The sequence below is a fragment of the Myxococcus sp. MISCRS1 genome, assembly GCF_026626605.1.
GTDB lineage: Bacteria > Myxococcota > Myxococcia > Myxococcales > Myxococcaceae > Myxococcus > Myxococcus fulvus.
This window is the reverse complement of record NZ_JAPNKB010000001.1, coordinates 10,361,868-10,385,732: the sequence shown is the minus strand read 5'-3', so window position 1 is coordinate 10,385,732 and position 23,865 is coordinate 10,361,868. Positions and strand designations below refer to the sequence as shown.

At 70.2% G+C, this 23,865-nt stretch carries 20 protein-coding genes; 8 read left to right on the top strand and 12 right to left on the bottom strand.

Annotated elements, in window-relative coordinates:
* Positions 1 to 70: 70 nt before the first annotated feature.
* The 4 genes from OWM54_RS41365 to OWM54_RS41350 are packed head-to-tail and all read left to right on the top strand — an operon-like array spanning position 71 to position 7,871.
* Complete coding sequence (locus OWM54_RS41365; RefSeq protein ID WP_267700886.1) at positions 71 to 3,307, top strand: lantibiotic dehydratase; 3,237 nt, start codon at positions 71 to 73, stop codon at positions 3,305 to 3,307.
* Entirely contained in the window at positions 3,304 to 4,260 is a 957-nt protein-coding gene (locus OWM54_RS41360; protein WP_223749064.1) for an efflux RND transporter periplasmic adaptor subunit, read from the top strand. The genes OWM54_RS41365 and OWM54_RS41360 overlap by 4 nt, the downstream gene beginning before the upstream one ends.
* On the top strand, positions 4,253 to 6,472 hold the full coding sequence (locus OWM54_RS41355; RefSeq protein WP_267700885.1) for a peptidase domain-containing ABC transporter: 2,220 nt from the start codon (positions 4,253 to 4,255) through the stop codon (positions 6,470 to 6,472). Before OWM54_RS41360 ends, OWM54_RS41355 begins: the two co-directional genes overlap by 8 nt.
* 4 nt (positions 6,473 to 6,476) lie before the next feature.
* Positions 6,477 to 7,871 carry an MBL fold metallo-hydrolase gene (locus OWM54_RS41350; RefSeq protein ID WP_267700884.1) on the top strand — a complete coding sequence of 465 codons (1,395 nt, stop codon included), beginning with the start codon at positions 6,477 to 6,479 and terminating at the stop codon, positions 7,869 to 7,871.
* Between the two features lie 9 nt (positions 7,872 to 7,880).
* Here the strand turns inward: OWM54_RS41350 and OWM54_RS41345 are convergent, their stop codons facing one another.
* The 3 genes from OWM54_RS41345 to OWM54_RS41335 all read right to left on the bottom strand — a co-directional run bounded on the left by OWM54_RS41345 (position 7,881) and on the right by OWM54_RS41335 (position 10,997).
* Positions 7,881 to 8,765 (bottom strand): efflux RND transporter periplasmic adaptor subunit, encoded by an 885-nt coding sequence (locus tag OWM54_RS41345; RefSeq protein ID WP_223749067.1) that lies wholly within the window; start codon positions 8,763 to 8,765, stop codon positions 7,881 to 7,883.
* Positions 8,766 to 8,841: 76 nt separating this feature from the next.
* Complete coding sequence (locus OWM54_RS41340) at positions 8,842 to 10,341, bottom strand: methyl-accepting chemotaxis protein (RefSeq protein WP_267700883.1); 1,500 nt, start codon at positions 10,339 to 10,341, stop codon at positions 8,842 to 8,844.
* Positions 10,338 to 10,997 carry a RedB protein gene (locus tag OWM54_RS41335; protein ID WP_267700882.1) on the bottom strand — a complete coding sequence of 220 codons (660 nt, stop codon included), beginning with the start codon at positions 10,995 to 10,997 and terminating at the stop codon, positions 10,338 to 10,340. The genes OWM54_RS41340 and OWM54_RS41335 overlap by 4 nt, the downstream gene beginning before the upstream one ends.
* Positions 10,998 to 11,536: 539 nt before the next feature.
* Between OWM54_RS41335 and OWM54_RS41330 the strand changes: the two genes are divergently transcribed.
* Entirely contained in the window at positions 11,537 to 12,196 is a 660-nt protein-coding gene (locus OWM54_RS41330) for a YopT-type cysteine protease domain-containing protein (RefSeq protein ID WP_267700881.1), read from the top strand.
* Positions 12,197 to 12,378: 182 nt separating this feature from the next.
* Here OWM54_RS41330 and OWM54_RS41325 read toward each other — a convergent pair whose 3' ends face one another.
* The 3 genes from OWM54_RS41325 to OWM54_RS41315 are packed head-to-tail and all read right to left on the bottom strand — an operon-like array spanning position 12,379 to position 14,496.
* Positions 12,379 to 12,900, bottom strand: coding sequence for a gamma-glutamylcyclotransferase (locus OWM54_RS41325; RefSeq protein ID WP_267700880.1), 522 nt, complete (start codon positions 12,898 to 12,900; stop codon positions 12,379 to 12,381).
* A gap of 10 nt (positions 12,901 to 12,910) precedes the next feature.
* Positions 12,911 to 13,501: a GbsR/MarR family transcriptional regulator gene (locus tag OWM54_RS41320; protein ID WP_141332387.1), complete on the bottom strand. Its 591-nt coding sequence runs from the start codon at positions 13,499 to 13,501 to the stop codon at positions 12,911 to 12,913.
* On the bottom strand, positions 13,498 to 14,496 hold the full coding sequence (locus OWM54_RS41315) for a polyprenyl synthetase family protein (protein WP_223749072.1): 999 nt from the start codon (positions 14,494 to 14,496) through the stop codon (positions 13,498 to 13,500). Before OWM54_RS41315 ends, OWM54_RS41320 begins: the two co-directional genes overlap by 4 nt.
* Positions 14,497 to 14,704: 208 nt before the next feature.
* Here OWM54_RS41315 and OWM54_RS41310 point away from each other — a divergent pair, with 208 nt between their 5' ends.
* Positions 14,705 to 16,207 (top strand): MFS transporter, encoded by a 1,503-nt coding sequence (locus OWM54_RS41310; RefSeq protein WP_267700879.1) that lies wholly within the window; start codon positions 14,705 to 14,707, stop codon positions 16,205 to 16,207.
* Positions 16,208 to 16,231: 24 nt separating this feature from the next.
* Here OWM54_RS41310 and OWM54_RS41305 read toward each other — a convergent pair whose 3' ends face one another.
* The 3 genes from OWM54_RS41305 to OWM54_RS41295 all read right to left on the bottom strand — a co-directional run bounded on the left by OWM54_RS41305 (position 16,232) and on the right by OWM54_RS41295 (position 19,445).
* A complete protein-coding gene (locus OWM54_RS41305; RefSeq protein ID WP_141330877.1) occupies positions 16,232 to 16,585 on the bottom strand; it encodes a DUF2019 domain-containing protein in 354 nt (117 codons plus the stop codon).
* Between the two features lie 34 nt (positions 16,586 to 16,619).
* Positions 16,620 to 17,375, bottom strand: coding sequence for a hypothetical protein (locus tag OWM54_RS41300; RefSeq protein WP_223749075.1), 756 nt, complete (start codon positions 17,373 to 17,375; stop codon positions 16,620 to 16,622).
* Between the two features lie 537 nt (positions 17,376 to 17,912).
* Positions 17,913 to 19,445 (bottom strand): methyl-accepting chemotaxis protein, encoded by a 1,533-nt coding sequence (locus tag OWM54_RS41295; RefSeq protein WP_267700878.1) that lies wholly within the window; start codon positions 19,443 to 19,445, stop codon positions 17,913 to 17,915.
* A 269-nt stretch (positions 19,446 to 19,714) separates the two neighbouring features.
* Between OWM54_RS41295 and OWM54_RS41290 the strand changes: the two genes are divergently transcribed.
* On the top strand, positions 19,715 to 19,978 hold the full coding sequence (locus OWM54_RS41290; RefSeq protein WP_141330881.1) for a hypothetical protein: 264 nt from the start codon (positions 19,715 to 19,717) through the stop codon (positions 19,976 to 19,978).
* A gap of 15 nt (positions 19,979 to 19,993) precedes the next feature.
* Here OWM54_RS41290 and OWM54_RS41285 read toward each other — a convergent pair whose 3' ends face one another.
* The 3 genes from OWM54_RS41285 to OWM54_RS41275 all read right to left on the bottom strand — a co-directional run bounded on the left by OWM54_RS41285 (position 19,994) and on the right by OWM54_RS41275 (position 22,599).
* Positions 19,994 to 20,764, bottom strand: a complete 771-nt coding sequence (locus OWM54_RS41285) for an ATP-binding protein (RefSeq protein WP_267700877.1) — start codon at positions 20,762 to 20,764, stop codon at positions 19,994 to 19,996.
* Positions 20,765 to 20,815: 51 nt separating this feature from the next.
* The gene (locus OWM54_RS41280; RefSeq protein ID WP_141330885.1) at positions 20,816 to 21,115 is read right to left on the bottom strand and encodes a hypothetical protein; all 300 of its coding nucleotides are present in this window, start codon (positions 21,113 to 21,115) and stop codon (positions 20,816 to 20,818) included.
* 116 nt (positions 21,116 to 21,231) lie between these two features.
* Positions 21,232 to 22,599, bottom strand: coding sequence for an amidohydrolase (locus OWM54_RS41275; protein ID WP_267700876.1), 1,368 nt, complete (start codon positions 22,597 to 22,599; stop codon positions 21,232 to 21,234).
* A 32-nt stretch (positions 22,600 to 22,631) separates the two neighbouring features.
* Between OWM54_RS41275 and OWM54_RS41270 the strand changes: the two genes are divergently transcribed.
* A complete protein-coding gene (locus OWM54_RS41270; RefSeq protein WP_267700875.1) occupies positions 22,632 to 23,861 on the top strand; it encodes a hypothetical protein in 1,230 nt (409 codons plus the stop codon).
* The last annotated feature ends 4 nt before the right edge of the window (positions 23,862 to 23,865 follow it).

Genomic DNA, 23,865 nt, shown 5'->3' with positions numbered 1-23,865 from the left:
CGGATTGACGGATGACGCGCACATCCATTATCCGGAGACTCGCGACACAGTCCGTCACCTTGAGACATCCTTGACCGCCGCCGATGCTCGCTCCCCCTCCGTGCGGAGGGCTCCCTTCCGACACGACGGCTTCCTGGCCATCCGCACGCCCCTGCTGCCGCTGGACGTGCTGGTGGAGTGGGCCTGCGGACTCGAGGCGCCGGGAGCCCGACCCGAGGCACTCGAGGCGGCGCTGGCACGGGACCGCGTGCTGCTGCGCCAACGCCTGCGCGCGCACGTGGAGGATCCGCTGGTGCGCGAGGCGCTGTTCATCGCCTCGCCCTCGTTGATGGACAGCCTGTCGACATGGCTGGAGTCACCCGGGTCCGAAGCGGGCCAGAAGGTGGAGCACACCCTGGTGCGCTACCTGGCGCGCATGGCCGGTCGCGCCACCCCGTTCGGCCTGTTCGCGGGCCACGCCGTGGGCGACCTGGGTGAGACCGCGTCGCTGCGCATCCAGGGGCGCACCGGTGTGCGCCGTCACACGCGGCTGGACATGGACTACGTGAGCGCCCTGGTGTCTCACGTATCGCGAGAGCCGGAGGTTCGACGCGCGCTCCGCTACGTCCCCAACTCCAGCCTGTATCGTGCCGGTGGCCAGCTTCGCTACATGGAGTCCCGGCTGAACGGCCGCGAGCGCTCGTATCACCTGGTCGCGGTGGAGCCCGAACCCCACCTGGAGACCACCCTGGAGAAGGCCCGCGGCGGCGCGCCACTCGCGACGTTGGCCAACGCGCTGGTCTCGACCGAGGGTGTCTCCGAGGAGGAGGCCCTCGAGTATCTGGAGAGCCTGGTGCAGGCGCAGCTGCTGGTGAGCACGTGGGCGCCCGTCGTCACCGGCCCCGAGCCCCTGCCTTCGCTGCTGGAGTCCGCGCGGGACCTCCCCGCGCTGTCGACCGTGAGCGAGCGACTCACGCAGGTCACCACCACGCTGACCGACCTGGACTCGAGGCCTCCGGGCCTGCCGCCGGAGACCTACCGCGAAGTCGCCAGGACGCTCGAGGCATTGCCGGTCCCCGTGGAGCTGTCGCGCCTGTTCCAGGTGGACATGTTCCGCCCCGCGCACGAGGTGCGTCTGCCGCGTCGCGTGTTGGACGAGGTGGTGCGAGGCGTGACGCTGCTCCAGCGCATCTCTCCCGCGGCGGGAGAAGGAACCGCCCTGGGCCGTTTCCGCCAGCGCCTGCTGGAACGCTACGAGGGACGTCCAGTGCCGCTGCTGGAGGCCCTGGATGAAGAGAGCGGCGTCGGCTTCATGACGTCACGAGGTCCGGGCGCGGGCACCGGCCCGCTGCTCGCGGGCTTCTTCTTCCCCGGCAAGGGTGGACAGGAGGGCCCCCGGTGGGAGCCGCGCTGGACACACCTGCTCCACCGGCTGGAGTCCGTACGCCGCTCGGGTGCGGTGGAGCTGGTGCTGGACGAGTCGGACCTCCAGGCCCTGGAAGCCCGCCGCCCTGCGCGGCTGCCGGAGTCCTTCGGCGTGGTGGGCACGGTGCTGGCGGATTCACCGGAGGCCGTGGAGGCGGGGCGCTTCCGCTTCCTGCTGGAGAACGTGCATGGCCCCTCGGGAGCGCTCTACCTGGGGCGCTTCTGCCATGGGGACAAGGAGCTGGAAGCCGCGGTGCGGCGCTACCTGCAGGCCGAGGAGGCCCTGCGACCCGACGCCCTGTTCGCGGAGGTGGTGCACATGCCCGAGGGCCGCGTGGGCAACATCCTCTGCCGCCCCGCGCTGCGAGAGCACGACCTGGTCTTCCTCGGCCGCTCCGGTCTGCCGGAGTCGTCGCAGCTCCCGATGACGGACCTGTGGGTGTCGGTGGAGGGCCACCGCATCGTGCTGCGCTCGGGCCGAGAGGGCCGCGAGGTCGTGCCGCGCTTGACGAACGCGCACAACTTCGGTGCTCGCGGCCTGGGGGCCTACCGCTTCCTGGGCGCGCTGCAATCCCAGGACGTCGACGCGCTCCGATTCGAGTGGGGGCCCTTGTCGGATGCGCCCTTCCTTCCGCGAGTGGCGCACGGACGACTGGTGCTGTCGCCCGCCACGTGGCGCGTGCGCGGCGACACGCTGAAGGCCTGGGGCGCGGCGCGAGGCGTGGCGCGCTTCGAGGCCGTGCAGCGCCATCGCGACGAGGCGCGCCTGCCGCGCTGGGTCTGCTTGAGTGACGCGGACAACCAGCTCCCCGTGGACCTGGACAACGTGCTGAGCGTCGAGTCCCTGGTGCAGGTGGTGAAGGCCCGCCCGTACGCGACGCTGGAGGAGCTGCTGCCCGGCCCCGGAGACGTGTGCATCGAGGGCGAGACCGGACGCTATTCACACGAGGTGGTCATCCCCTTCCTCCGTCACGCGGCGGAGCCCCCTCGGCCCGCCACGAGGAGCACCGTCGAGTCGTCCGGGGTGCGCACCTTCCCGCCCGGCTCGGAGTGGCTGTACGTGAAGCTGTACGGCGGCACCGGCACGCTGGACCGACTGCTGCGCACCACGTTGGGCGAGGCGATCCGCGCGGCGGTGGCCAGCGGCGCGTCGGACCGGTGGTTCTTCATCCGCTATCACGACCCCGAGCCCCACGTGCGGCTGCGCTTCCACGGCGCACCGCGGCGACTGGACACCGAGGTGTGGCCCCTGCTGCGCGACGCCTGTGCGCGAGCGCTCGCCTCGGGTGAAGCGTGGCGGCTGCAACTCGACACCTACGAACGCGAGGTGGAGCGCTACGGAGGCCCGGCCGGAATGGAGGCTTGCGAGGCGGCATTCCAGGCGGACAGCGAGGCGGTCCTCGCCATGCTGGAGGCATACCCCGGCGACGCGGGCGCGGAGACGCGGTGGCGTCTGGGCGTGAAGGGCCTGGATGCGCTGCTCGAGGACCTGGGGATGGACCTCGACGCGAAGCTGGAGGTGATGCAGCGACTTCGCCGGAGCTTCGGCGCCGAGTTCAAGGTGGAGCGACACTTCGAGGCGCAGCTGAGCACCCGGTTCCGCAAGGAGGCTCGCGCGTTGGAGGCGCTGCTCCAGACGTCCCCCGACACGGAAGGCCCCTGGAAGCCGGGGCTGCGCGCCCTCCAGCGCCGGAGCGAGGCGATGCGTCCCGTGGTCGAGCACCTGCGACACGCCCAATCGGAAGGCCGGCTCTCCGGGAAGGTGGAGGCGCTGGCGGAGAGCCTCCTGCACATGCACGTCAACCGGCTGTTGCCCGCGGACCAGCGCGCGCAGGAGCTCATCCTTTATGACTTCCTGACGCGCCTGTATCGTTCGCGCCGGGCACGGACGATGAAGACATGAGCGACGTACAGCCGCCCCCGCAGAAGCTCTTCCGACAAGAGGCGCTGGAGCATCACGCCCGGCCCGAGGCCCGAGGCGCGCTCCTGCGCATCACGCCAGGGTGGACCCACGCCGTCTGGTGGCTGGTGGTCGCGCTCGTCGTGGTGGGCGGCGTGGGCCTCGCGTTGGTGGACATCAACGACTACGCGCGGGGTCCGGTGCTGGTGCGCATCAAGGGCATGGAGGAGGTCACCTCCACCGCCGGTGGCCGCGTCAGTCGGGTCCTGGTGCGCCGGGGCGAACAAGTGCGCGCGGGCCAGCCCCTGGTGGAGCTGTACGCGGGGGGCGAGACGGCGGACCGGGAGCGGATGAAGGAGGAGTTCCGCTCGCGTCTCGCCATGTGGCTGCTGGAGCCACTCAATGTCGACTCCAGGCAGGCCCTGACCACGCTCCGGGCCCAGCTCGAGCTGACCGAGGCCCGGATGGGTGAGCGCGTGCTGAAGGCCCCTTGTGATGGACAGGTGGGCGAGGTGCGCGTGCGCGAGCAGCAGTTCCTCACCGCGGGCGAGATCGTCGTGTCGCTGGTGCGCGGCGGCGCGGAGGCCTGGGCCGTGGCCCTGGTGCCCGGACAGTACCGTCCCATGCTGCGCCCCGGACAGCCGCTGCGCATGGAGCTCACCGGCTTTCCGTACGCGTGGCAGTCGCTCCAGGTCGCCTCCGTCAGCGACGAGCTGGTGGGCCCCGCCGAGGTGCGCCGCTACCTGGGGCCCGGCGTCGGGGACGCCATCACCGTGGACGACGGCCCCGTGGTGCTGGTGGAGGCCCGGCTGCCCCGGGAGACCTTCGAGTCGGATGGCGAGACCTACGCGTACCACCCCGGCATGGCCGGAGAAGCCTGGGTGAAGGTGCGCGCGCGCAATGGTTGGCTGACGCTGCTGCCGGTGCTGGAGCTGCTCGGGAAGCAACGTGACTGAGCCCACCCCACCCCCCTCGTTCCTCGAGCGCTTCCCCGCGCTGCAGCGGCTGGGCGCGCGCTTCAGCCGGCGCCGCATCCCCGTCGTCACACAGATGGCGTCCACGGACTGCGGCGCGGCGTGCCTCGCCATGGTGCTGGGCTACTGGGGCCGCCATGTGAAGCTGGATGAGGTGCACGCGGCCGCGGGCCTCTCCATCCGGGGCATCTCCGCCCGCGCCATCCTGGAGGCCGGCCGGCGCTTCGACCTGGTGGGCCGCGCGGCCCAGGTCGACATGGACCAGCTCGACCTGCTGGAGCCGGGCGCGGTGCTGCACTGGGAGTTCCGTCACTTCATCGTCTTCGAGCGCCTGACGCGCGCGGGCGTGGAGGTGGTGGACCCGGCCTTCGGTCGGCGCCGTGTTCCGCTGGAGCAGTTCCGCAAGTCCTTCACCGGCGTGGCGCTGCTCTTCGAGCCCTCGGAGACCTTCGAGACGGCGGCGCCGCGTCGAGGACCCAATCGCTACCTGCACCTGCTGCTGGAGGAGCGCCCCGCGTTGCTGCGCGTGGCGGTGATGTCGCTGCTGCTCCAGCTGTTCGCCCTGGCGCTGCCGTCGCTGACGGGCGCGGTGGTGGACCGGGTGGTGCCGGCCGGAGACGTGCCGCTGCTCGCCACGCTGGGCGCGGGGATGGCCGCGCTGGTGGGCTTCCAGTTCCTCTCGTCGCTCGTGCGCGCGCACCTGCTCCTGCAACTGCGCACGCACCTGGATGCGCGGCTGACGCTGGGCTTCCTGGACCACCTGGTGCACCTGCCGTTCTCGTTCTTCCAGCTGCGCTCGGCGGGCGACCTGATGAACCGCCTGAACAGCAACACCACGGTGCGCGAGCTGCTCACCGCGGGCACGCTGTCCGGGCTGTTGGATGGCAGCCTGGTGCTGCTCTACCTGGGGCTCCTGTTCGCCGGCAGCGCGAAGATGGGCGCGCTGGTGACGGTGCTCGCCCTGTTGCAAGGCGCGGTGTTCCTCTTCTCCAGCCGACGTCAGCGCGAGCTGATGGCGCAGAACCTGGAGGTGAGCGCGTCGGCGCAGAACTACGAGGTGGAGCTGTTCACGGGCGTGCAGACGCTGAAGGCGATGGGGCTGGAGGACCGCGCGGTGCAGCACTGGTCCAACCTCTACGTGGACGTGCTCAATGTGTCGCTGGAGCGCGGCCGGGTGTCGGCGCTCACGGACTCGCTGACCGCGACGCTGCGGATGGCGTCGCCGCTGATGGTGATGGGGTTGGGTGCGCTGCTGGTGATGGAGGGGCAGCTCACGCTCGGACAGATGCTGGCGCTCAACGCCCTGGCGGCGGGCTTCCTGCTGCCCGTCTCGAACCTGGTGACGACGGCGTTCCAGCTCCAGCTCGTGGGCAGCTATCTGGCACGCGTGGACGACGTGCTGGAGTCACCCGCCGAGCAGCTCCCGGGAGAGCGTCGCCGCAGCCACGAGGTGGCGGGGTGCATCCAGGTGGAGGGCGTGTCGTTCCGCTACGGGCCCCACTCGCCGCTGGTGGTGCGGGACGTGTCGGTCACCATCGAGCCGGGACAGTTCGTGGCCATCGTCGGCGCGTCGGGCGCGGGCAAGTCCAGCCTGGCGCACCTGCTGCTGGGGTTGTACCTGCCCAGCTCGGGCACCATCCGCTACGACGGCGTGCCCCTCCAGGACCTGGACCTCAAGGAGCTGCGGCGGCAGATGGGAGTGGTGCTGCAGAACCCCTCGCTGTTCCGAGGCGACGTGCGTCGCAACATCGCCTATTCGGACCCGCAGCTGCCAATGGAGACCGTGCAGGAGGCGGCGCGCCGCGCGCAGGTGCATGCCGACATCGTCGCCATGCCCATGGGCTACGAGACGGTGCTGAGCGAGATGGGCTCCTCGCTGTCCGGAGGCCAGCGGCAGCGACTGGCGCTTGCGCGCGCGCTGGCTGCCAACCCCTCCATCCTCCTGCTGGACGAGGCGACGAATGCCCTGGATGCCCGGACGGAGCGGGCGGTACAGGACGCGCTGGCGGAGCTGCGCTGCACGCGGGTGGTCATCGCCCATCGGCTGAGCACCGTGCGCGAGGCGGACCTCATCCTGGTGATGAAGAACGGCCAGCTGGTGGAACAGGGAACGCATGCCGCGCTGATGGAGAAGCGCGGAGATTACTTCGAGCTGGTGTCCTCGCAGGACCGTCCCCACCAGGCCGCGGGGTAGCCGCATGCGCTTCGCGCCGGACGTCATCCTGGACCTCACGCCGCTGCCGGACAGGGTGGGCGCAGTGCCGTTCACCGAGCTGTTGGACGGGCTGCTGCGTGAGGGCTTCGACCCCGAGGGCTCGCGGCGGGTGCTGGAAGCGGCGCAAGCGAGACTGGGGCCGAGGCTGCTGCGTCCCCAGGGCGTGGACGACGGTGGCTTCCTGGTGGAGTCACCGGTGCTCTTCCCCGAGCAGGGTGCCTGGTGGTGGGTGCTCCAGCAGGGCGAGGAGCGCTGGCGCACGCGGCTGGCCGTGGAGGACGTGCCGGCGGTGGCCGGGTTCCTGCGCGCCACGGCGCTCGCCTCGACCTTGGAGGAGGTGCGCGAGGCGTGGCCCTTCGATGAGGCGGGCTGGCGTGACTCGCTCTTCGCCGCGGGGCCGCCCCCCGCGCCCTGGGTGGAGCCCTCCGGTCCGGGCATCTACCGACGCGAGCATGCGAGTGTGCTCATCCGCTCGCGGACGACGTCGGTGCTGGTGGACCCGATTCCGCTCCAGCGGCGGATGAATCACATCGGACTGGCACCGGGAAACCTGGCCCACGGGCCCCCCGACGCGTTGGCCATCACCCATGGGCATGTGGACCACTGGCACGTGCCGTCGATGCTGTCGCACCTGACGGACGCGAGCGTGCCGGTGCTGGTGCCGCGCGTGCCTCGCCCCAACCTGCTGACGATGCAGGACTTCGCCCAGGTGCTGGGCACGTGTGGCCAGCGCGCCCTGGCGCCCCAGTGGGGTGAGACGGTGCACGTGGGGGACATCCGCGTGGACGTGCTGCCCTTCTACGGCGAGCAGCCGTCGCCGGACGGTCCGCCGCTCGCCGAGGGGTTGCGGAGCTGGGGCAACTGCTACCGCTTCACCACCGAGGACTTCAGCTGCCTGTTGCTGGTGGACAGCGGGACGGACCCGGAGGGACGGATGGAGGCGGTGGTCGAGCGCTCGCGCCGGGAGCTGGGGCCGGTCGACGCGGTGCTCTCGTGCCAGCGTGAGTTCCTCTCGCCTTTCTTCGGAGGACTGAGTCACTACTGGGCCGCGCTGCCCTGGACGAGGCTGCGCGAGCTGTACGCGGACCACCTGGCCGGACGGCTGCGCAGTGCCACGGCCGGGCCCGCGGGAGTGGCCCAGGTGTGCGCCGCCGCCGGAGCACGTTGGTTCCTGCCCTACGCGAACGGCTTCGAGGGCGTGGGCCGAGCCATCCAGGACGTCGGCTGGGGACTGGGCGAGCCGTCCGAGGCCGCCTGCGGCGCGGCGGTGCGCGACCACCTGAAGGTCTTGGGCGTCGGCACGAAGGTGTTGGACTGGAGCCCCGGGGACGTGGCGCGCTTCGAGCGCGGCGAGCTGCGGTTGGACGCCGCGCGCTGACGCCCGGGCTCAAGGCGTGGTCACGACACGGCCTCGCGCACGGGGGCCGGGCTGGAGGTACACCTCCGCGACCAGTCCACTGGCCAGCTGGCTGCGCAGCGCCTCGGACACCTGGAGCAAGGCCTCGGCCTTCTGATGGCGCGAGGAGAGGTCCACCTCGGGCGACAACCGGTCAACGACGGCGGTCAGCTCCAGATTCACCGCGGGCAGGCGCACCCGCACGGTGTCACCGGGACGCACGCTTGGAGCCAGCTGCTCCGGAATGGCGAAGCGCAATCGCATCTGTTCGCTCACCAGCCTGAGCACGGGCATGCCCATGCTCACGCGCATGCCCGGTGTGAGGTACTGCTCGGTGACCGTCCCGGTGAAGGGGGCCTTCAACCGGGCCACGTTCACGTCGCGCTCGGCCTGCGCCGCGCGGGCCGTGGTCGAGGCCAGCTGGGCCTGCGCCAGTTGGAGGTCCGCCTCCGCCAGCGCCACGTCGTTCTGCGCCGTCTCCTCGGCCTGAGCGGCGGAGAAGTCCCGGATGCGCTGCTCGCGCGCGAGTCGTTGCTTGGCCTGGGCAACGACCAGCACGGCCCGGTGCACGACGGCCTCCGACGCGCGCATGTTGGCCTGACGCGTGCCCAGCTCCAGCCGGAGGGGCTCCGCGTCCAGCGCGGCGACGACCTCGCCCGCTTGCACGCGCTGCCCCAGGTGGGCCTTGACCTCGCTCAGCTGGCCTTCCACCGCGAACACCAGGTCCAGCACCTGACTGGCCACCACGACGCCCAGCAGCGGACGCGGCGCGGAGAGCACCTGCTCCTTGGGGCCCGGCTCCGATGTCTGCGCCAGGGCACTCGCGCAGGACAGCCACAACAGTCCCGCCAGCGCCCTTCCCTGTCCGAACCTCATCGAATGCCTGGAGCCCATGCCGTTCGCCCAGTGTAGTCCATGCGGCGGGCTTGGGCAGTGGGGCAGGCGTGACGCCTCAGCTCTTGGCCTGATACAGGGCGATGATGTCGTGGATCTGGTCCGTGACGTGACGCAGCCCGTCCGCGGCCGCGTGCGTGGTCTCCAGGCGGGCCATCGAGGTCCGCATCAGCTCCGTCTGGTCCGACACCGCGTTGAAGATCTGCGCGACGCCCGCGGACTGCTGACTCACCACCGCGGAGATCTGCCGGACCGAGTCCGCGTTGTTCTTCACCAGCGCGGACAACGTCTTCAGCTGCTCGCCGGAGTCACGGATGCTCTCGATGCCTCGACTCATGCGCTCGCCGCCCTGTCGGGTGATCTCCACCACGCCCTGGATGCGCGTGCGCGTCTCCCCGAGCACCACCCTCACCTGCTGCGTCGCCGCCACCGACTGCCCGGCCAGCCCGCGAATCTCCCGCGCCACCACCGAGAACCCCCGCCCCGCTTCGCCCGAGCGGGCCGCCTCGATGGCCGCGTTGATGGCCAGCACATTCGACTGGTCCGCCAGGTCCTGCACCGAGCGGGTGATGCCCGCGATGCGGTCCGTGTGCGCCCCCAGCGACCGGACGCGCTCGGTGAGGTCCGCGGTCTGCTCGCGCAGCGCGGCCAGCCCCTCCACGCTCTTGCCGATGGCGGCCTCCACCGCCTCGCCCATGTCCCCGGCCTCCGCCGTGGTCTCCATCATCCGCGTCGCCTGCTGCGAGGCCACCAGCGACGTCTGGCGGATCTCCTCCGCCGTCACCCGCGTCTCCTCCAGCGCCCCCGCCTGTCGGGCCAGCTCCCGGCGCTGCTCCGCCGTCGCCTGCGTCAGGGTCCGCATGGAGTCCCGCAGCGCATCCGCCGACTCCATCAGCGGCCGCACCACCCGCTCCTCCACCGCGCGCCGGGACAACTCCAGCAGCGCCTCCCGCCGCGCCGCGTCCCGCATCTCCCGCTGACCCTGCACACACGACGCGATGAGGAAGAGGTCCTCGAACACCACCCACGCCGTGTGCTCCAGCCAGCGCCAGGACTCCAGCGCCTGAATCCCGAAGAGCGACTCCGGCCAGAACGCCCCGCGCAGGAAGTGGTCCACCGCCACCACGCCGCTGAACGTCAGCAGCACCCGCCAGTCGCGGTAGATGGCCAGCAGCGCCAGGGAGCCGAAGATGTGGAAGTGGGTCTCGATGCGGCCGCCCATCAGGTGGATGAGCAAGCCGGACATCAACGCCTGTCCCACCGCGATGACATGGCGCGTGGAGGCCCGCCCCGACCGCGTCAGCGCCAGGGTGACGGGCAGTGCGCCGAAGAGCAGGCCCAGCCAGACGGCGGCCTCGACATGGAAGTGGACCGAGCTCTCGAGCCCCGCCCAGGCCCTGGGGGAGATGGTCAGCGCCGCGACGATACTGCCCAGCCATTGCAAGACCATCAACGCCGCGAACGTCCGGTCCGTGCGGCGGCTCAATGCCAGACTTTGTTTCGCGTGGAGCTGTTGAGACAGCGTGGCGAGCTCCGCCTCGGAAACCTGGATCCTCATCGTGGCGAAGCCCCCGTGACCTGTGAAGGTGTTCTCAACGCACAGCCGAAGACCGGCGACTCGGAGCGCTCGGCCTCGCCCGATGACACCAACGCGCGCAGGGCCAGTCCCCCTGGACTGTCCCCCTCATGTCCGCGCGCGGAGGTGATGCCACCGCTGAAGCGCTCCGTGCCATCCGGCGCGTAGAGCACCACGTGGCCGGAGGTCAGCGCGCCCAACTCCCGCGCCACCTGCCCGTCCACGTCCGCCAGCACCTCCACGCCCGGCAAGGCCCGCGAGCGCTCCCACAGCTCCGACTGGACGAAGCCCTCGGGCGCCTCGCGGGGCGCCCAGATGTAGACCCGCGTCACCAGCCGCGCCCCCGCGAAGTGCACCAGCTTCCCCAGCTCCGTCAGCGTCGCGCGCGAGCACGCGCACTGCGGGTGGAGGAAGACGAGCAGCGCCCAGTCGCCTGGGCCACGCGCGAGCCCCAGCGACTCCGGCAGCCTCGCGGGCGGCAGGGAACGCTCACCCGCGGCGTTCGCGTAGCGCCACAGCAGGCCCGTTCCCGCGATACAGGCCACGAGCCACGCGCCCACCAGACATGCCAGGACACCCGGCCGCCCCACACGATGTCTCAACCCGACCTGGGTGGAGTCCCGGGCTGATACAGCCACGGCGGGGGGTGGGTCATCCTGGACGGCCATTCTTGGCCATGCTGGAGAAATCCCGTGGATGTGGCAACCGTATTTCAGAGGAAGCAGGCATTGAGCCGCAAGGCCTGCGCATTCTCATTAATACATGTAAATCTGTATCAACCCGCCAGTGTCGTCGCCCGCCGCGACGCCTCGCTCGGCCATCGCGGGACACCGACACCCGCGCACATCCAGGGCCGCCCTACTTCACGCGTGGTATGGGGACGCGGCCGCGTCTGGACGAAACGCACGCCTGGGAGCCGCCCTGGGTTCGCCTTCGGGTCCCCGTACTGGCCACGCGCTTGCAGCCATTCACTGCCTGTGTCGCCAGGCACTGCGCGGCGGGGGCGCACGCGACCCGTCATCTCCCCTGGGATCAGGACCGTGAACCCATGCGAAATGAACCGTCCATCTCGGACATGATTCAGCAGAACGCCATCAGTCATCGACTGATGAACCAAAGCCGCTACGGAGGCGGCAGGATATGTTTTGCCTTCTCGTGTCGCTGGGCCCGGGAAATCATGGCATCGGCCGTCTGGATGAACTGGTCGCTCAAGCAGACCCCGGATCAACGCATCACAGCCATCCTCCTCGACCTCGCCGAGATTACAAAACAACACAAGCTGTACGGCGAGCAGTTGGACCGGGACCAGGCCACCATCGACGAGTTGAAGTTGACGCGGCTCTTCGCGCAACAGAGCCGGCGCATCGATGACGAGGAGGTCCCACCCGACCAGGACCCCACCACCCTCGAAATCAGGAGGCTCACCCGAGGCCAGGAGTACGGCAATGGCGCCTATCTGACCTCCACGGAGTCAGGGCTCGCCCTCGCCTTCGGCCTCCATCTCGCCGGGCTGGGCCACTGGGCCCTGGCTCCCGGCAACATGGACAGCCTCCAGACCTCGTTCGACGCCCTCATGGCGCTGGTTCCCAAGCAGTCCACCTGCCTGCTCTTCTTCAACAAGCAGGGGACCTCCAGGGCGCACGCCATCGGCGTCTACCGCTCCCATGGGATGACCTGGCAGGACTGGTACGTCTTCGACCCGAACTTCGGCGAGTTCAAGTTCAACGCCTACAGGTACGCCCGGTTCGCGCTGATGGCCATCGCCACCTCGCTGGGAATGGACTCCGTCCGCCTGATGGGGGTGACCTTGAGCACCGGGCGCGCCATCGAGGTCTGAGCCCCCACGCTCACGCGCGCATGAACAGGAAGTACAGCAGCAGGCTCAGCGCCACCGAGACGAGGATGCTGCCCGCGCAGCCCAGCTTGTTGGAGAAGAAGAGGAACATGGCCGTGGAGGCAACCTAGGCATCGCCGCGCGCATCCGCACGGCGCCCCCGAAGGTTGCCCCCACCGCCCGCGCTAGGCCCCGCGCTTGAGCCGCTCCACGTACTCGGCCGGCAGGCCCGCCGCCTGGGCGCCTCGCACCAGGGCCTCCACGAAGCGAGGGCTCACCGGGCCGTCCTGCGACGCGCGCCGGGGATTGGTGACGAACGCGGTGGCCTCCACCTCCTGCCCGTCCACGCGCACCTTCACCGCGCGCTCCACGCACATCCCCGTCACGAAGCCTTCCTTGTGCTGGACGATGGGCCAGTCCTGCCCGCGAATCTCGAACAGCCGCCCGAAGATGCGGCCCCCCGGTGCATCCGCCAGCCCCGCCACCCGTCCCCCCCACCAGCGCGACGGGAAGTCGTAGACCAGGTCCACGTCCACCGCCTCCGCCAGCCGCCCCTCCGGCAGGTCGAAGAAGCCGTACGAGTGCTGCTGCCGCCACTCCTCGAACGCCGCCCGGTCCAGGATGGTGGAGTACGCGAAGTACAGCCGCGTCGCCTTCGGGTCCGCGCCCTCGCGCGCCTTCATCACCATGTCGTAGTGCGAATCCATCAGCCCTCCCCTACCGGTCCCCGCGCCGCGAGGCCCCGTCCCGGAACACCGCCAGCACCCCGGACACGTCCAGGCGCGACGTCTTGATGAACAGCCGCAGCGCCCGCTCCACGTGCTCGGCCAGCGTGGCCATCTTCTCCAGCCGCTCCAGCCGCTCCAGCGGCACCCCGCCCGTCGTCTCCGCCAGCCTGCGCGCCTCCGCCAGGTCCGCGCGGATGCGCGCCACGAAGCCCGCCTCGCGCTCCTCGATGACGTGGCGGACCATCCGCACCAGGTCCGTCTCCGCGCCATAGCGCCAGACGGTATCCTGCGGCAGCCGCACCCGCTGGATGACGCCCCAGCGCTCCAGGTCCCGGAGCAGCATGGAGACCCCGCCCTTCGACAGGTCCAGCTCGCGCTCGATCTCCCCCGCCGTCAGCGGCTCGCCGCGCAGGTACAGGAGCGCCCACACCCGGCCCTGGTTGCGTTTGAAGCCCCAGAACTCGATGACGTTGCCCACCGCGTCCACTGCGATGGCTTCCCATGGCGCGAGCCGGCCCTCGACGACCGGCGGCTCACCGCCCGCGCTCCCGTGTCCCCCCGTCCACAGGTAGCCTTTCATGCGGCGCGTCCTTGCACTTGCTCGGCGATCCCCGCCGACAGCTTGCGAGCCCAGCCCACCAGCTCCGCCCCCGCCGGGTCCGTCGCGAAGTGCCCCAGCTTGTCCAGCGCCGCTTCGATCTCCACGTTCATCCGCGCCATGGACGCATCCACCGCGCCCGTGGCCTCGATGGCCGCGCCAATCTCCTTCGTGCGCTCGGGCGTGATGGTGGAGAAGGCCCACGCGTCCTTCAGCTTGCGGCGCAGGCTCTCATCCTTGGCCACCGCCAGCAGGATGGGCATCGACGGGGTGCGCGAGTGCACGTCCGCGTACCGCGGCTTGCCCACGTCCGTGCCCAGGATGTCCCGGATGTCGTCGGCGATCTGGAACGCCACGCCCAGGTGACGGCCAAACCCGTCGAAGCGCTCCACCGCGTCGGGCTGGTTCGCCAGCGTCGCCGCCGCGTGTCCGCACCAGCCGAACAGCGAGCCCGTCTTGCCCTCGGCGATGAAGCGCAGCCGGTTGAGCGGCAGGTCCAGGTCTCCGCGCGCCTCCACCTCCGCGATGGCCGCGCGGGTCATCTCGGAGACCACCGACAGCGCCGACAGCGTCAGCCGCGAGTCGAGCAGCGCCAGCTGGTGCAGGCCCGTCGACAGGATGAGGTCTCCGCTCATCACCGCCACGATGTTGCCCCAGCGCGCGTTCACCGTGGGACGGCCCCGGCGGAACATGCCCGCGTCCACCACGTCGTCGTGCAGCAGGCTGGCCGAGTGGATGAACTCCGACGCCACCGCCACGTCCACCAGCCGCTCCGGAGCCACCCCCACCGCGCCGCCGAACAGCCGCACCAGCATGGGCCGGGCCCGCTTGCCGCCCGTCCCCAGGCACAGGTGCCGGGCCGCCTCCATCAGCGTGTCGCCCTTCACGTCCGGACCGGCGTTGCCATCCACCAGCATGCCGCTGAGCCGCTCTTCCACCGCCGCCAGAAAGTCCGTGAGCTCCCGAGCCAGTTCCATGTGCGCCGTTCTCCTCGAACGTTCATATAGTTCAAGACCGCTTGAACTGCACCTGATTCCAGCGTCCCCCTCCGGACGGGGGAGCAGGCGGCCTGGGGAGGCAGGGCTCCAGGCGGGCGGCCGAGGGGGGTGGGAGGTCGGATTGAGGCCCCTGCCGCGGGCGTGAGACAGACGTGGGACGCCCCGCTTCCTCGTCGCAAGGACCGCGTTGAGCCCCGCCGCCTTCCGTCGTTACGTCCTGAGCAGCTTCGCCTCGCTCGCCTCCGCCGTCCCCCTCTTCCGTCCGGGCTCGTCGCTGCCCGGCTCGTCCGCGCCGCTGCTCGGGGCGCCTCCGGTGGACGGGCCGGACGCGCACCTGACGCCCACCCGGCGCCTGCGCGCGACCCTGGGCCTGTCCGTGGCGGAGGGCATGTTCGCGGAGGTGTTCACCGCGTGCGCCGGGGCCACGGTGCTCACCGCGTGGGCGATGGCGCTGGGGCTGGGACCGCTGCTGGTGGGGGTGATGACGGCGCTGCCGTTCTGCGCGCAGTTCATCCAGTTCCCCGCGGCGTGGTTGACGTCGACGTTCGGACACCGGCGCGTCGCGCTGACGGCCATCTGCCTGTCGCGACTGGTGATGTTCCCGTTGGCGGTGTTGCCGTGGTGGGAGTTGGACCTGACGGCGCGCCAGCACGTGCTGCTGGGGGTGGCGGGGGCGTCGGCGGTGTTGGGGGTGGTGGGCAACAACGCGTGGGTGGCGTGGATGGGGGAATTGGTGCCGCGCGCGGTGCGAGGCCGGTTCTTCGGGCGGCGCACCGCGCTCACCACGCTGGCGGGCACGCTGGCGTCGCTGGCGGCGGGGCTGTTGTTGGACCGGCTGCGTCCGGCGGACGGGGTGGGACTGGCGCTGCCGCTGCTGGCGCTCGGGGCCTGCGTGATGGGCGTGGTGACGACGCTGCTCATGGCCAGTCAGCATGACCCGGCGCCGCCGGGGACCACGCCTCGGCTGGAGCTCAAGGGCGCCCTGGTGCCGCTGAAGGACCCGCTCGCGCGGCGGGTGCTCACGTATCAGGTGGCCTGGAACGCGGCGGTGGGGGTGTCCGCGCCGTTCTTCGCGCTGCACAGCATCCAGAACCTGAAGATGACGTTCGTCATCCTGGCGCTGCATGCCGCGGCCGTGGCGGGGGTGCGCATCCTGACCGCGCCCCTGTGGGGGAAGATGATCGACCGCGTGGGGGCGCAGCCGGTGTTGATGGCGTGCTCACTGGGAATCGGCGTCATCCCGGCGCTGTGGCTCCTGCCTTCCGCGGGGACGCTCTGGCCGTTGCTGTTCGACGTGGTGCTCGCGGGGGCGCTGTGGAGCGGGCACGGCCTGGCCATCTTCGCGCTGCCGCTCACGGTGGCGCCGCGCAAGGGGCGGCCGTTCTATCTGGCCGCGTTCGCGACGGCGGGTGGATTGGCGTACGCGCTCGCCGCGGCGCTCGGGGGCGCCATCGCCTCCGCGCTGCCGGAGAACTTCGTGCTCGGAGGACAGCCCTGGGTGAACCTGCACGTGCTGTTCGTGCTGTCATCGGCGGCGAGGCTCGGCGCGGCCCTGCTCGCGGCGCGGCTCCCGGAGCCCGGGGCACACCCGGTGACGTCGGTGAGCGCGCTCGTGTCGCGGCTCATGCCCCGGCTGCACGCGGCGAGGATGCTGGCGCGGGCGAGCACCGGGAGTCACCGCCCGAGTTGAAGCGCCGACATGGGCGGGGGCCGGCTACTCCAGGGGGTCCAACGCCCAGGTGCCGTTCTCCCAGTTCTTGAGCGTCTGCTGAGCCCCGAGCGCGGAGATCCCCTCGCCTCGTGCCGCCTCTTCGAGCACCCCCCTGGCCTCCTTGGGTTTGTGCCTCAACAGGAAGGCCGCGGCGGTGACTCGCACGTCGACCCGAGGCGACGAGAACAGTGATGCGAGGGCATCGCGGCCTGCATCGCCGAGGGAACGCAACTTCGTGAACGCGGCATAGGCCTTGTCCGCATGCTTGTTTCCGCGCTTCGCATCCCCACTCCGGATGCAATCCGTCTGCGCCGCGATATTCTCAGCGAACTGCGCGACGAGCGACTCCAGGTCCATCACCAACTCCCCTTGCGGACGTTCTCGACAGCCCTCAGCCCGAAGTCTCGCTGCGCCCACCGCCCAGCACCGCAGCCGCACGCCCCACAGGCGCCGCCACCAAACGCAGCGCCACCGTGCCGTCTGCGGCCAATGTGAGGGCTGGAATTCTCGCAGTGGCGAGGGCTGTCCCCTCCAAGGTGCGTGTCGCGGCGGATACTGTTCCCCACGTGGCGATGAGACTCGTCACCAGTTTGGAGACAGCCTGCACCTGCTCGCCCCGGGGCATGTATCGGAAGCGTTCCAGGTATTCCGGAGAGGACTCCATCAACGCCACAACGGAGGCAGGCATCTGCCGAAGGGCTGCGAAGTTGTCTGCTGGTGACGTCGAGAAGAACTTCCCCACAGCCAGCGCGAGCCCGATGAACGCCTCTTCGGCCCCGTCCAGGGTGCGACTGATGACATCGGCATCGTCATGGACGTCAGCCAGGGGGAAGCCGGTTTCCTCCCGCAGCTCATCGTTGAGGAGTCGGAAGACGCCCGTTCGCCCATCGTAGAAGCGGCCCAGTTCGAAGCCGTGCGCGCGAAAGGCTCCGCCCTTCCATTCAACGGGCGACACCCGTTGCTGAGTCCTTCCGGTGAGCACCCACGCAAGGCATCCGTCAGGTCGGAGTACCGCCAGATGATTGAAGCGCCCGACCCGGCGCACCAACTCGACCCGCGACACTTCGCCCGTGACCAAGATCTCCCGCAGCAAGAAGCCCACCGCAACCCGCGCTGGGAACTGCCCCAGCGTGACCTCCCTCTTCAACAACGTTTCGAGGAGTCTCGCTGCGTGAATCGGGGTGAGAGCGCTTCCCCCGACTGGCTGCGCGTCGCGATCTTCGAGTCCCGCCTTCTGAAGCAGGGCAACAAACGAATCCTGAGGTCTCCTGCCCGTACCAAGGGACACGGAGTCCCGGAACAAATGGCGTCGGTGGAGCCGTTGACCGGAGGGAGCGTCGATCGCGTCGCCATCCACTTCGCGTTCGGGAGTCTCGCTCGAAGAATCCCATCGCTCTCCTGGTGTCGCCGCTCGCTGCTGGAACATGTCCCCGCGTGTCGCGGAGTCCACTCCAGCGCAGCCCATGAAAAGAAGGGCGACACTCACCACCCAAAGACCAGCACGCATTCGTCACCCGACGCCTTCCTTATGTGAAGGCCCATGGCAAAATGCTGGCATTGACGTCTGACAAACCTTCGGGAGACAGGGCATTCGGCGGATGCCTACACACATCCCGCCGACTCGCCCGAGGCTCACGCTGAAAACAAGCCCATCATGGAATTCGCTGTTCGAGGTGGCGTGACTTCAAACCCGATACGCCCGGACCACCTCCGCCACCCGCTCGGAGAGCATCTTCAACGACACGGCCGACTCGTTCGTGGAGGAGATGCGCTTCACCGTGTCGCCCATCAGCGCGTTCAGCTCGTTGACGGCGGTGAAGATCTGCTCGATGCCGGTGGCCTGCTGGTTCACCGTCTGCGCAATCTGCCGCGCGGACGCCGTGCTGTCCTGGACGATGGTCGTCAGCTCGCGCAGCGTGTCCCCGGACGCGCGGGCCTGCGCGAGCCCCGCCTCCATCCGCTGGGTCCCCTCCGCGGTGATCTGCACCGTCCCCGCAATCGCCTCGCCGATGTCGTTGAGGATCTTCCGCACCTGATTGGTCGCGCGGATGGACTGGTCCGCCAGCGCGCGAATCTCCCGCGCCACCACCGCGAACCCCTTGCCGTGCTCGCCCGAGCGGGCCGCCTCGATGGCCGCGTTCACCGCGAGCAGATGCGACTGGTCCGCCAGGTCCTTCACCGTCTCCGTGATTCCACCAATCTGCTGCGTCCGCTCCCCCAGCGACATGATGCGCTCGGTGATCTGCTCCACCTGGGAGCGCAGGTCCACCAGCCCATCGATGCTGGCGGCCACCGCCTCCTCCCCCGTCCTGCCCAGCGCCTCGGCGCGCTCGGCCACCTCGATGACCGACTGCGCGGAGCTGGACGCGAGCAGCGCCGTCTGGCGGATCTCCTGCGCCGTCACCTGCGTCTCCTGCACGGCGGCGGCCTGCCGGGAGACCATCTGGTTCTGCTCGCTGGCGGACTCGTTGAGCCCCTGCACGGAGTCACTCAAGAGCTCCGTGGACGAGTGGAGCTGGTGCAAAAGGTCCTTCAGCTTCCCCACCAGGATGCCCACCGCGAGCGCCAGCTCCCCCACCTCGTCCTGCGTCGAGATGTGCACCGGCTCACGCAAGTCCCCGTGCTCGGCGATGCGGCGCACGGCCCCCGTGAGCGAGACGAGCGGCGCCACCATCCGGCGGCTCAGCGTCCACGCCGCGCCCATCAACACCACGAGCACGGCGATCAGGATGAGCTGCATGTTGCCGAGGACGCTCTCGATACGGCCCCGAGCCTCCGTGCGGTTGAAGCCCACGTGCACGGCCCCCAGTCCACCCGGGACCGGAGCGGCCATGTCGAGCAGCTCCATGCCCTGCGCCTCGAGCGGCGTGCCCTCCTTCGAGATGGCCAGCCCCTCCACGTGCTCACGGAGGACCGACGCGTGGGTCCCGGACACGGCGACCAGCGAGCCCCGCGCGTCCACCAGCGCGACGTAGGCGAGCGCGCCCTCCCGAGCCACGGCGTCCAGCGTGGGCTGGACCTCCTGCTGCTCGCGGTTGCGCAGCAGGTCCGCCATCGCGGAGGCGAGCGCCGTCGGCACCGCCATGCTCATCTCGTGGCCCTGCTCCTCGAAGACCTGGCGCAGACGCGGAATGGTGTAGCCCATGGACAGCAGGGCGAAGAACAGCGCCACGACCACGGGCGCCACGGTGATTTTATGGACGAGGGAGAGTCGCATCCGAGCACGAGGGTATGCAGAGCGAACGCGACGAATTGTGGACGCGTGACTGCCAATAGCGCAACCCCACCCCGCCGAGCGATTCCTCTCATCCTCGCGAGGGTCCGTCGGCACCCCAATCCCAGCACACCCCTGCGAGAGCGAAGACGTCTGGCTTTCGCATCCCCAGGAGAAAATTGCACCCGGAGGCGCCGCATGTGAGTCCCCTGGCCTCGACATGCGCCACGAAGGCCGCGCTACGCTCGCGAGTCTTCACCCCTGGAGGTCACATGCGAGAGCTTCTCGGAGTCGCGCTGACGACGTGCTTGCTGCTGGGCTGTGGTGGCGTGGAGGAGCCCTCTCAGGAGCCACCACCGTTGGCTGAACAGGAGCAGAAGGCGGAGGTCTGCATCGACGGCTTCCGCCATGTCTTCACCTATTGGACCTGTCAGGACGGCTGCAACGTCGAGGTGCAGGAGTGCTGTTCCAACGTCGTCTTCAACCTCTGCTACGACTCCGTCTCCCAGCAGTCGTGCGATCCCGGCTGCACCTGAGCGCCTCGCCCGGGCTCACGGCTTCCCGCCCTGACGCAGGTCCCTGTTCCCACAGTCCGCCAGGTGGAACGTCCCCTGGCGGCTCATGCGCTGGACCACGCGGGCCCCCACGGACTCGGCGAAGCGCGAGGGCCCACCCTCGCGCCGCTGCACCGACAGACGCGTCGTATACGCCGTCACCAGGTCCGGACTGTCCCGCTGCTCCACGAGCGACTCCAACAGCTCCCGCCGCCGCGGGCCCGACGCCTCCCCCCCGATATCGTCCAGCACCAGGACCCGCACCTGGGCCGCCCGCTGGAGCAACCGCCGCCGCGCCTCGGAGTCCTCCTCGCGCGACAGGCGCGCCCAGTCGATGAAGAGCCCCGCCGACGAATCCCACGCCGACAGCCCCCGGTCGCCGCGCACGGCGGCCCGGAAGAGGTAGCACGCCCCCGTCGTCTTCCCCGTGCCAGGGCCTCCCGACAACAGCAGGCTGCGCAGCCGCTCCCTCAGGACATGCCGAGCCGCGCGGAGCGCCGCCGTCTCGAGCGGCGTCTCTCCTCGAAGGCCCGCCACGGCCTCGGCCGGCGCGCCGCACTGCTCCAGGTGCGAGGGCCACGCGTGCACCTGGGCGGACGCATGCCGGGCCTTCGCCTCCTCCGCGGCCCGCTGCCGCTCCAGCTCCCGCTGCTTCCAGTCCGCCTCCAGCTGGGCCAGGCCCGCCGAGGGCTGCTGCTTCGCCTGGGACATGCCCCGACGCAGCAGGTCCGCCAGCCGCCGAGGCTCCCGCTTGTCGTCCTGGCTCATGCCCCGTCCACCACCCGTGTCATGCCCCCGGGCGTAGCACACCGCCCCGACTCAGAGGCCCGGGGCCTTGGGCGCCGTGGACCGCCCCGCCGCCTTCATCACCCCCGCCTTGTCCCGGGTGATGTCCACCAGCGTCACCAGCCGGCGCCGCGCATCCACCGCGTAGTGGACGTGCAGCTCGTCCACCTGGAACGTCGCCGAGACCTCCGTCTGCGCGCCGAGCGAGGCCACGCGCTCCAGGTGGGCCTGGATGGCGCGATAGCGCTCCTGGGAGAGCCGGGCGACCTGGCTCCAGGCTCCCGCCGAAATCTCGACGGTGTACGGGCGGTGCGTGTTCCTGGGTGACTTCATGACGGTCGCTGCACAAAGCAGTCCGCGTGCCATCCGCCCTTTGAAGAAAATCGGACGGTTGGCGCACGGACCGCTTGAATCCCTGTAGAAATGTCAGCGCCGGCTGCCGACGCTTTTCAGTGCAGCCGCTTGCCTGCCTCCGGCGCCTGCTCCGCCTTGGGCTCCTCATCCAGACACGCCAGCGCGGCCATCAGCATCGACTCGCAGCCGAAGCGCAGACAGTCCGGTGACGGGTTGAAGTACGGTGAGTGGTTCGACGGCAGGCTCTGCAGCTTCTCCCAGAGCGTCTTGCCTGGAGCGCGCTTCCACGCGTCGTGGGACGTGCCGCCGAAGTACCAGTAGACGAGCGGGACCTTCGCCTTCGACGCGTCGTTGGACGTGCGCCCGTCGAAGTACGGGAAGTCCTCGCTGCCGCTCACCATGCCCGTGTCGACCAGGTGGCCTTCGCCGAACCACGCGGCGTGCGCGGCGCGCACCCGGCGGGAGTACGAGTCGTCGTTCACCATCACCCGCGTGCGGCTGATCACCTCGATGTCCGGAGGCCGAGGCGTGCGCCCCGCCTCGCACTCCGCGCGGGCCATCCGGGAGATGGCCTCGATGAGCTGGTCCTGGAGCGCGTCGGTCGGCGTGCGCACCGACATCTCCAGCACCGCCTCGTCCGGGATGACGTTCGCGCGACTCCCCGCGTGCAGGCTCCCCACCGAGATCACCGCGCCACCCTGGGTGAGGTCCAGCTCGCGCGAGACGATGGTCTGCAGCCGCGTCACCAGGTAGGCCGCGATGACCACCGGGTCCACCGTGGACTGCGGCCGCGAGGCATGCCCGCCCTTGCCGTGGATGCGCACCCGCACGCTCGCGGACGCCATCATCGAAGCGCCCTGGTGGTACCCCACCAGTCCCACGGGCATCGGCCCCACGTGCTGCGCGAGCGCCACGGTCGGCGTGCCGAAGCGCGCATACAGCCCGTCGTCCATCATCGCCCGAGCGCCCTGGAGCGTCTCCTCCGCGGGCTGGGCCACCATCATCAGCGTGCCCCGCCAGTGGTTGCGAGACGACGCGAGCAGCTCCGCCACGCCCACCAGACACGTCAGGTGCACGTCATGCCCGCAGGCATGCATCACCGGCACCGTGTGCCCCTGTGCGTCCTTCACCGTGACATGGCTCGCGTCGGGCCGGCCCGTCTTCTCCTCCACGGGGAGCCCATCCATGTCCGCGCGCAGGAGCACCGTGGGCCCCGGCCCGTTGCGCAAGATGCCGACGACGCCGGTCCCCCCCACGCCCGAGGTCACCTCGTAGCCGATGTCCTCCAACCACTTCGCCACCTTCGCGGCCGTCCGATGCTCCTGCATGGACAACTCCGGGTGCTCATGCAGGTCCCGATAGAACGCCTCCAACCTGGGCGCGAGCTGCTCGTGCGCCGTCGTCAGCTGAGGGCGCCAGGCATGCGCGGGCTCGGTGCGTTGCAAGGTCTCCGTCACTTCCATTCCACGTCTCCTCCCCGAAAAGCGCGCGCAAGATGCCCCTCCCCGGGCCCACGCAGAGCACCGAGCTCCAACTCCCCGCCCATCAATGTCCGTGGAACGACGGCGCTCGCGTCGTCCACCCGTGGGCTGTCTTCGTCGCGACGCTGACCGCGCGCGCGGGGCAATGGTCCGCAGTGGCCACGTTCCCCACGTTCCCCGAGATGAAGACCCTTCTTCGAAGCCTCGGCGTGGGCCTGTTGCTCGGTGCGGGAGTCGCGGCGGGTGCGCCCTCGGGCGCGGAGTCCTGCCAGGAGCCCTGCGGCGCGCGCACCCGCCAACTCGCGGGACACACCTACGTGTTCCCCATCCTCCAGCAGAGCGCGTTCGTCACCTCGCACGTCGGCATCCGCGAGGGCCTGGCGCTCTATGACATCCCCGATGTGCCGGTGAATGACCTGCAGCCCCTGGACGTGACGCTCACCGGTGTCCAGCAGACGCTGGACTTGAGCCTGAGCATCACCGACTGGCTGGGCATCGCGGGCTTCGGCCGGGCCACCATCATCACCGGCACCAACGCGGACGGCCTGCTGTCCTCCGGCGCCACGGTGAACCTGCTGGGCCAGGTGGGCGGCGTGGTGCGGCTGTTCCGCAGCGAGCACAGCGGGACGCAGGTCTCCGTCCGGGCGAACTTCGGCTACGACAAGGGGCGCGAAATCACCCTGCTGCCCCTCATCAACGCCATCGTCGAGACGCCCCAGGTCACGGTGGAGCAGATCATCAACGGCAGCCTGGGACAGTTCCTGTTCGTCCCCAGCGAGGAGACGACGGCGAACGGCGGCGTCTACGCGGCGCAGACGCTGGGGCGGATGTTCTCGCTGCAGGGCTCGGCGCTGGCGGAGTACGCCTGGCAGAAGCGCAGGCCGTTCGACCGCATCCTCGGGGACCGCCTGGAGCAGAAGACCCACGCGGTGCGCTTCTTCTTCTCGCTCGCGGCGGCCCTGGACCTCTACCCCACCACGTCGGTGCCGGTGGCGGTGATGGGCGAATACCTGTTCCGCACCGGCCGCCAGGAGGAGCTCGGGCGCTCGGACCGGACGTTGAAGAACAGCTCGCTGGGGCTCGGCGTCTACTACTCGGGCCGAGCCAACCTCCAGCTCGGCCTGGGCGCGGTGGTGATGCTGAATGGCGAGCCCCAGCGGGGCTACGGCGACGAGGGCTCGCAGCAGAGCTCCGGAGACCCGACGCTGTCCTATGGACAGCTCATCCTGCGCTACGTCTGGTGAGCCC

What these genes read in the sequence shown, in the direction of transcription:
- OWM54_RS41360 (WP_223749064.1), top strand. Translation starts at nt 3,304, where the DNA reads ATGAGCGACGTACAGCCGCCCCCGCAGAAGCTCTTCCGACAAGAGGCG.
- OWM54_RS41350 (WP_267700884.1), top strand. Translation starts at nt 6,477, where the DNA reads ATGCGCTTCGCGCCGGACGTCATCCTGGACCTCACGCCGCTGCCGGAC.
- OWM54_RS41345 (WP_223749067.1), bottom strand. Translation starts at nt 8,765, where the DNA reads ATGAGGTTCGGACAGGGAAGGGCGCTGGCGGGACTGTTGTGGCTGTCC.
- OWM54_RS41340 (WP_267700883.1), bottom strand. Translation starts at nt 10,341, where the DNA reads ATGAGGATCCAGGTTTCCGAGGCGGAGCTCGCCACGCTGTCTCAACAG.
- OWM54_RS41330 (WP_267700881.1), top strand. Translation starts at nt 11,537, where the DNA reads ATGGCATCGGCCGTCTGGATGAACTGGTCGCTCAAGCAGACCCCGGAT.
- OWM54_RS41325 (WP_267700880.1), bottom strand. Translation starts at nt 12,900, where the DNA reads ATGGATTCGCACTACGACATGGTGATGAAGGCGCGCGAGGGCGCGGAC.
- OWM54_RS41320 (WP_141332387.1), bottom strand. Translation starts at nt 13,501, where the DNA reads ATGAAAGGCTACCTGTGGACGGGGGGACACGGGAGCGCGGGCGGTGAG.
- OWM54_RS41315 (WP_223749072.1), bottom strand. Translation starts at nt 14,496, where the DNA reads ATGGAACTGGCTCGGGAGCTCACGGACTTTCTGGCGGCGGTGGAAGAG.
- OWM54_RS41305 (WP_141330877.1), bottom strand. Translation starts at nt 16,585, where the DNA reads ATGGACCTGGAGTCGCTCGTCGCGCAGTTCGCTGAGAATATCGCGGCG.
- OWM54_RS41295 (WP_267700878.1), bottom strand. Translation starts at nt 19,445, where the DNA reads ATGCGACTCTCCCTCGTCCATAAAATCACCGTGGCGCCCGTGGTCGTG.
- OWM54_RS41290 (WP_141330881.1), top strand. Translation starts at nt 19,715, where the DNA reads ATGCGAGAGCTTCTCGGAGTCGCGCTGACGACGTGCTTGCTGCTGGGC.
- OWM54_RS41285 (WP_267700877.1), bottom strand. Translation starts at nt 20,764, where the DNA reads ATGAGCCAGGACGACAAGCGGGAGCCTCGGCGGCTGGCGGACCTGCTG.
- OWM54_RS41280 (WP_141330885.1), bottom strand. Translation starts at nt 21,115, where the DNA reads ATGAAGTCACCCAGGAACACGCACCGCCCGTACACCGTCGAGATTTCG.
- OWM54_RS41275 (WP_267700876.1), bottom strand. Translation starts at nt 22,599, where the DNA reads ATGGAAGTGACGGAGACCTTGCAACGCACCGAGCCCGCGCATGCCTGG.
- OWM54_RS41270 (WP_267700875.1), top strand. Translation starts at nt 22,632, where the DNA reads ATGCCCCTCCCCGGGCCCACGCAGAGCACCGAGCTCCAACTCCCCGCC.